This is a genomic window from Streptomyces sp. NPDC006512, from assembly GCF_040611935.1.
Taxonomy (GTDB): Bacteria; Actinomycetota; Actinomycetes; order Streptomycetales; family Streptomycetaceae; genus Streptomyces.
This window is the reverse complement of sequence record NZ_JBEXPG010000033.1, coordinates 85,971-93,025: the sequence shown is the minus strand read 5'-3', so window position 1 is coordinate 93,025 and position 7,055 is coordinate 85,971. Positions and strand designations below refer to the sequence as shown.

The 7,055-nt window shown below is 71.0% G+C and carries 6 protein-coding genes; 3 read left to right on the top strand and 3 right to left on the bottom strand.

Going from position 1 to position 7,055, the window contains the following annotated elements:
• Positions 1 to 105: 105 nt before the first annotated feature.
• The gene (locus ABZZ17_RS23350; protein ID WP_356878239.1) at positions 106 to 594 is read right to left on the bottom strand and encodes a ribose-5-phosphate isomerase; all 489 of its coding nucleotides are present in this window, start codon (positions 592 to 594) and stop codon (positions 106 to 108) included.
• Positions 595 to 813: 219 nt separating this feature from the next.
• Here ABZZ17_RS23350 and ABZZ17_RS23345 point away from each other — a divergent pair, with 219 nt between their 5' ends.
• Positions 814 to 2,244, top strand: a complete 1,431-nt coding sequence (locus ABZZ17_RS23345; protein WP_356878238.1) for an amino acid permease — start codon at positions 814 to 816, stop codon at positions 2,242 to 2,244.
• A 71-nt stretch (positions 2,245 to 2,315) separates the two neighbouring features.
• Here ABZZ17_RS23345 and ABZZ17_RS23340 read toward each other — a convergent pair whose 3' ends face one another.
• Positions 2,316 to 2,900 carry a biotin transporter BioY gene (locus ABZZ17_RS23340; RefSeq protein ID WP_356878237.1) on the bottom strand — a complete coding sequence of 195 codons (585 nt, stop codon included), beginning with the start codon at positions 2,898 to 2,900 and terminating at the stop codon, positions 2,316 to 2,318.
• Positions 2,901 to 3,182: 282 nt separating this feature from the next.
• On the opposite strand from ABZZ17_RS23340, the gene ABZZ17_RS23335 reads away from it, so the two are divergent.
• Complete coding sequence (locus ABZZ17_RS23335; RefSeq protein WP_356878236.1) at positions 3,183 to 4,586, top strand: amino acid permease; 1,404 nt, start codon at positions 3,183 to 3,185, stop codon at positions 4,584 to 4,586.
• A gap of 75 nt (positions 4,587 to 4,661) precedes the next feature.
• On the opposite strand, the gene ABZZ17_RS23330 is transcribed toward ABZZ17_RS23335, so the two are convergent.
• A complete protein-coding gene (locus ABZZ17_RS23330; protein WP_356878235.1) occupies positions 4,662 to 5,444 on the bottom strand; it encodes an SDR family oxidoreductase in 783 nt (260 codons plus the stop codon).
• 167 nt (positions 5,445 to 5,611) lie between these two features.
• On the opposite strand from ABZZ17_RS23330, the gene ABZZ17_RS23325 reads away from it, so the two are divergent.
• Positions 5,612 to 7,021, top strand: a complete 1,410-nt coding sequence (locus tag ABZZ17_RS23325) for an amino acid permease (protein ID WP_356878234.1) — start codon at positions 5,612 to 5,614, stop codon at positions 7,019 to 7,021.
• Positions 7,022 to 7,055 lie beyond the last annotated feature (34 nt).

Genomic DNA, 7,055 nt, shown 5'->3' with positions numbered 1-7,055 from the left:
GCGGGGGGGGGGGGGTGTCGCCTGCGCGCGGGGGGCGGGGCGGCCGCGCGGGGGTCCCGCGGGGCGGCGCCGCGCCCCCCCCCCCCCCCCCACGGCCGAGTGGTCCTACTGGTCCTGCGGGTGGTGGGCCGGGATCGGGGGGAGCTCGCCGGTCCGCTCGTAGGCGGTGAGCATGTCGATGCGGCGGGTGTGGCGCTCCTCGTCGGAGTACGGGGTCTTCAGGAACGCGTCGACGAAGCTGATCACCTCGTCCTCGGTGTGCATGCGGCCACCGACGGAGATGACGTTGGCGTTGTTGTGCTCGCGGCCCAGCTCGGCGGTCTGGACGCTCCACGCGAGGATCGCGCGGATGCCCTTCACCTTGTTCGCGGCGATCTGCTCGCCGTTGCCGGAGCCGCCGATGACGATGCCGAGGCTGCCGGCGTCGGCGGCGGTCTTCTCCGCGGCGCGCAGGCAGAACGGCGGGTAGTCGTCCACCGCGTCGTAGATGTGGGGCCCGCAGTCGACGGGCTCGTGGCCGTTGTTCTTGAGCCAGTCCACCAAGGTGTTCTTGAGCTCAAAGCCGGCATGGTCGGATCCGAGGTACACGCGCATGGGTCGAGTGTGGCATGCGGGCGCTGGAACCCCGGTGGAGGGGTGTCGCGTAGGTCACTCCGGAAGCTCAAATATTCCACAACAACCCAGACGGGACGCGCCGAAGCCTTGATCCAGGACTTATCGCCCAAGGCAACGATACGGAACAGGGTCTTCCGTCCCGGCGCGTGTCGGGTTTGAATGCCGGGGCTCGCAATCCGAGAACCTAAGGATCCGTCCATGAGCTCCACGACGACCCTTCAGAAGGCAGGCGACCCGTCCGGTAACCCCGACGGCACCCAGCCCTCCGACGGTTTGAAGGCCGGTCTCAAGAACCGCCACCTTTCCATGATCGCCATTGGCGGCGTCATCGGCGCCGGCCTCTTCGTAGGTTCCGGCGGCGGCATCGCCAAGGCCGGCCCCGCCATCCTCGTGTCGTACTTCCTCGTCGGCGCGATGGTCGTCTTCGTGATGCGGATGCTCGGCGAGATGGCCGCGGCCAGCCCGAACTCGGGTTCCTTCTCGGCGTACGCCGACCGGGCGCTCGGCCGCTGGGCCGGTTTCTCCATCGGCTGGCTGTACTGGTTCTTCTGGGTCGTCGTGCTGGCCGTGGAGGCCACCGCGGGCGCGGTCATCCTCGAAGGCTGGGTCCCGGCCGTCCCACAGTGGGCCTGGGCGCTGATCGTGATGGTCGTGCTGACGATCACGAACCTCGGCTCGGTCGCCTCGTACGGCGAGTTCGAGTTCTGGTTCGCCGGGATCAAGGTCGTCGCCATCGGCGCGTTCGTGATCATCGGCATGCTCGCCGTCTTCGGCGTGCTCCCCGGTTCGGACAACCCCGGCGCGGGCTTCGCGCACCTGACCGACGCCGGCGGATTCGCGCCGAACGGTCTGGGCGCCATCCTCACCGGTGTGCTGATGGTCGTCTTCTCCTTCATGGGCAGCGAGATCGTCACCCTGGCCGCGGGCGAGTCCGAGGACCCGCGCCGCGCGGTCACCAAGGCCACCAACTCGGTGATCTGGCGCATCGGCGTCTTCTACCTGGGATCGATCTTCGTCGTCCTGACCCTGCTGCCGTGGAACGACAAGTCGATCACCGAGAAGGGCTCGTACGTCGCCGCCCTGGACTCGATCGGCATCGCGCACGCCGGCCAGATCATGAACGTGATCGTCCTGACGGCCGTGCTGTCCTGCCTGAACTCGGGCCTGTACACGGCCTCGCGCATGGCGTTCTCGCTCGGTGAGCGCGGCGACGCGCCCAAGGCGTTCGCCAAGGTCAACAAGAAGGGCGTGCCCACGGCCGCCATCCTGGGCTCCGTGGTCTTCGGCTTCGCCGCCGTCTACTTCAACTACGCCTTCAAGGACACCGTCTTCAACTTCCTGCTGAACTCCTCGGGTGCCATCGCGCTGTTCGTGTGGCTGGTGATCTGCTTCACCCAGCTGCGGATGCGCGGGATCCTGATGCGCGAGGCGCCGGAGAAGGTCACCGTCAAGATGTGGCTCTTCCCCTACCTGACGTGGGCGACCGCCGCGATGATCAGCTTCGTGCTGGTCTACATGCTCTTCGACGACGCCAACCGCGAGGTCGTCGTGCTGTCGCTGGTGGTGGCGGCCGTGGTCGTCGCGATCGGCGCGGTCCGCGACGCGATGCGCCGCAAGGCCGCCGCGTAGCACTCCCGTACGAGACGACAGCCCCGGACCGCGCTCGCGGTCCGGGGCTGTCGTGCGGGTGCGGTACGGGTTCAGCCGCGGCGGCCGACCAGCTTCCAGGCGGCCGGCAGGAGGCCCATGGCCAGCGCGGCCTTGAGGGCGTCGCCGACCAGGAACGGCGTCAGGCCCGTCGCGACGGCCACGTCCAGGGACATCCCGGTGACGCCCATCAGGTACGGCACGCCCACCGCGTAGATCACGGCCGAGCCCAGCACCATCGCCCCGGCCGTACGGAGCACCGAGCGGTCGGCGCCGCGCCGCGCGAGGGCGCCGACGAGGGTGGCGGCCAGCAGCATGCCGAGCACGTAGCCGAAGGTGGCGCCGCCCGCACCGGAGGCGCCGTTCGCGAACCACGGGACCCCGGCCATGCCGACCAGCGTGTAGAGCGCGAGGGAGAGGAAGCCGCGGCCGGCGCCGAGCGCGGTGCCCACGAGCAGCGCGGCGAAGGTCTGGCCGGTGATCGGGGCGGCGAGGCCGTCGACCTGCACGGCGATCTGGGCGGCGACGCCGGTGAGCGCGGCTCCGCCGACGACCAGCGTGACGTCGCGGACGCGGCTCGCGGGCAGCAGGTCGGCGAGGACGGCGCCGGGCCGGAAGGAAACGGAAGCAGTGCTCATCGTGGGGCTCCGTGAGGGGTGATCGGTGGGGACACCGTGACGCTAGTCCGCGGCCCGCCGCCGCCCCACCACCGGCTGGGACAAAGCCGTACTGCCCGGTTTCGTGGGGAGTGGACAAAGCTCTCGACTTACACCCGAGTTGAAGTGATCCGCATCACGGCCCACATTCGACGCCACGCCCTTTTTGCTCCGATGGGTGTCCTGCGGCCAGACTGTAGGTTCCCGCCAATCCCTTGTGCAGCCCCCAGCGCCGCTTGGCCGACCGAGAGTGCGAGCATCCACATGCGCGACCGCCTGCCCGACCCGCCCCTGACCGAGGGCGGCCTCCCCCAGGAACCCCTGAGCCACAGCCTCAAGCAGCGCCACCTGACCATGCTGGGCCTCGGCGGCGTGATCGGCGCCGGGCTCTTCGTCGGCTCCGGTGCCGGCATCGGCATCGCCGGTCCGGCGATCATCCTGTCGTACCTGCTCGCAGGCGTACTCGCGATGCTCGTGATGCGGATGCTCGGCGAGATGTCCGCCGCGATGCCCGCTTCCGGTTCCTTCTCGGTGTACGCGGAGAAGGCGCTGGGACGCTGGGCCGGTTTCTCGGCGGGCTGGCTGTACTGGTTCCTGCTGGTCGTGGTGCTCGCCGTGGAGGCGACCGGCGCCGCGAAGATCGCGAACGGCTGGGTGCCGTCGGTCGACCAGTGGCTCTGGGTGCTGATCTTCATGGTGGTCTTCACCGTCAGCAACCTGGCCGCCGTGCGGAACTTCGGCGAGTTCGAGTTCTGGTTCGCGGCCCTCAAGGTCGGCGCGATCGTGCTCTTCCTGATCCTGGGCACGCTGGCGGTCTTCGGCCTGCTGCCGGACACCGATCCGGTGGGCATGGCCAACCTGACCGGTCACGGCGGCTTCTTCCCGGCGGGGATCGGCGGGGTCGTCGCCGGCCTGCTCGCCGTCGTCTTCGCCTTCGGCGGGCTGGAGGTCGTCACCATCGCGGCCGCCGAATCCGACGACCCGGCCCGGTCCGTGGCCCGCGCCGTGCGCAGCGCCGTGTGGCGCATCCTCTTCTTCTACGTCGGCTCGATGCTGGTCATCGTGACCCTGCTGCCCTGGGATTCGCTGGAGCCCGGGCAGAGCCCGTACGTGGCGGTGCTCGACTCGATCGGGATCCCGGGCGCCGGCCAGATCATGAACGTCGTGGTGTTCGTGGCGCTGCTGTCGGCGCTGAACGCGAACCTGTACGGCTCCTCGCGCATGGTGTTCTCCCTCGCCGAGCGGGGCGAGGCCCCGCGGGCGCTGCTGAAGGTCTCGGGCGGCGGCGTGCCGCGCCGGGCGGTGTTCGCGTCGGTGGCGTTCGGCTTCGTGTCGGTGGTGCTGAACCTGCTGTGGCCCGACACGGTGTTCCTCTACATGCTCAACGCGGTCGGCGCGGTCCTGCTGTTCGTGTGGGCGCTGATCGCGGTCTCGCAGCTGAAGCTGCGCCCCCGGCTGGAGCGGGACATGCCGGAGCGGCTCACGCTGCGGATGTGGCTGTTCCCGTACCTGACGTGGGCGGCGCTGATCGGGATGGCGGCGGTGCTGGTCCTGATGCTGTTCGACGACGCGGCCCGGCCGCAGCTGCTGTGGTCCACGGGCGCGGCGGCGGCGGTGCTGCTGGTGGCGTGGCTGCGCGAGGTCCGGGAGCGCCGGGCCGGGGCCTGACCGTACGGAACGCGAACAGGAACAGGAAGAGGGGCAGGACCCCCGCGCCACGGTGGCGCGGGGGTCCTCGCACGTTCAGGTGCGCAGGTAGGAGGCGCCGTTGACGTCGAGGACGGTGCCCGAGCTCCAGAGGGCGCCGGGCGAGGCGAGGTAGAGCACGGCGGAGGCGATCTCCTCGGGGTCCGCAACGCGTCCGAAGGGGCTCTGGGACCGGATGTCCGCGCCCTCGGGGCCCTCCAGCCGGCCCGCGACCCGCTCGGTGGCGACGAAACCGGGGGCCACGGAGGCGACGGCGATGCCGTACGGGGCGAGGGAGACGGCGAGGGACTGGCCGAGCGCGTGGAGCGCGGCCTTGGTCGCGCCGTAGGCGGGGTGGGCGGGTTCGCCCCGGAAGGCTCCGCGCGAGCCCATGTTGACGACGCGGCCCCCGCGGCCCTCGTCGATCATGCGGCGGGTGACGAGGTGGGTCAGGTTCGCGGCGCCGAAGAGGTTCACGGCGGCGGTCCGGTGCCAGGCCGCCTGCCAGTCCTCGTACGAGGTCTCCGGCAGGGGGTGCGCGACCATCACGGCGGCGTTGTTGACGAGGACGTCCACGCCGCCGAGCGCGTCGTGGGCCTCGGCGGCCAGGGTCTCGACGCGGGCCGGGTCGGCGAGGTCCGCGGCGAGCAGGACGTGGCCCTCCCCCTCCAGCGCGGCGAGGGTTTCCCGCGCGTCCGGCCCCGGGGCGGAGCAGTGCACGGCGACCCGGTCGCCCTGCCGGGCGAAGGCGGCCGCGACCGCCCGGCCTATGCCCCGGGAGGCGCCGGTGACGAGGACGCCCCGGCCGGTGGCGCCCAGCGGAGTCACGTTGCGGCCCATCCGGCGGCCCCTTCCGGTCTGCGTGCGGTGTCGTCGCGAGCGTACGGAGGTGATCACGATCCGTGAAGCCCCTGTCCGAATATCGGACGAGAAACGTCCGCTGACCGGACGCTCGGCACACTGAGGGCACCGCTCGACCCCCCCGCACACCGGACAGGCGCACCCCCATGAGCCACAGCAGTACCCTCGCTCCCCCCGAACCCCGGCAGGACGACGCCGGATCCCCGCTCGGCAACGGCCTCAAGCAGCGCCACCTGTCGATGATCGCCCTCGGCGGGGTCATCGGCGCCGGCCTGTTCGTCGGCTCCGGCGCCGGCATCGCGGCCGCGGGACCCTCGATCGTCCTCGCGTACGCCGCGTCCGGGCTGCTCGTGATGTTCGTGATGCGGATGCTCGGCGAGATGTCCGCCGCGAACCCCGCCTCCGGCTCCTTCTCGGTGCACGCGGACCGGGCGATCGGGCCCTGGGCCGGTTTCACGGCGGGCTGGATGTTCTGGACCCTGCTGTGCGTGGGCGTGGCCATCGAGGCGATCGGCGCGGCGCACATCATGACGGGCTGGTTCCCCGGGACCCCGTCGTGGATGTGGGTGCTGGTGTTCATGGCACTGTTCTGCGGCAGCAACCTGGCCGCGGTCTCCAACTTCGGCGAGTTCGAGTTCTGGTTCGCCGCCCTCAAGATCGGCGCCATCGCGCTCTTCCTGGGCCTGGGCGTCCTGGCGGTCCTGGGCCTGCTGCCCGGCACCGGAGCCCCCGGCGCCGCCAACCTCGTCCACGACGGCGGCTTCCTGCCCAACGGCGTCGACGGACTGCTGGTCGGCCTGCTCGCCTCGGTCGTCGCGTACGGCGGCCTGGAGACGGTGACCATCGCCGCCGCCGAGTCCGAGAACCCGGTCAAGGGCGTGGCCAAGGCCGTGAAGACCACCATGTGGCGCATCGCCATCGTCTACGTCGGTTCGATGCTGGTCATCGTGACCCTGCTGCCGTGGAACGACCCGGCCGTCACCGAGCAGGGCCCCTACGCCGCCACCCTGGACCACCTGGGCATCCCGGCCGCCGGCCAGATCATGAACGTGGTCATCCTCATCGCCCTGCTGTCGGCGATGAACGCCAACATCTACGGCTCCTCCCGCATGGCCTACTCGCTGGTCTCGCGGGGCCAGGGCCCCAAGGCCCTCGGCAAGGTCAGCGGCCGGGTGCCGCGCCGCGCGGTGCTGGCCTCCTCCGGCTTCGGCTTCGTCACCGTCCTGCTGTCGTACTGGTACCCGGACACCCTCTTCGCCTGGCTGCTGAACATGGTCGGCGGGGTCATCCTCGTCGTCTGGGGCTTCATCGCCGTCTCGCAGTTCGTGCTGCGCCGCCGCACCGAGCGCGAGGCGCCCGAGAAGCTGGTCGTGAAGATGTGGGGCTTCCCCTACCTGACCTGGGTGGCCCTGGCCGGAGTCGCCGGCGTGCTGGTCCTGATGGCCCTGGACGGGGACACCCGGGTGCAGGTGGTCTTCACCGGCGGGCTGACGGTGGCCCTGGCCGTGACCGGCTACGTGATGCAGCGCCGGGCCGCGGCCCGCGAAGGAGCCTGACCCGGAGCGGTACCACCGGGGCGACACCCCCGCC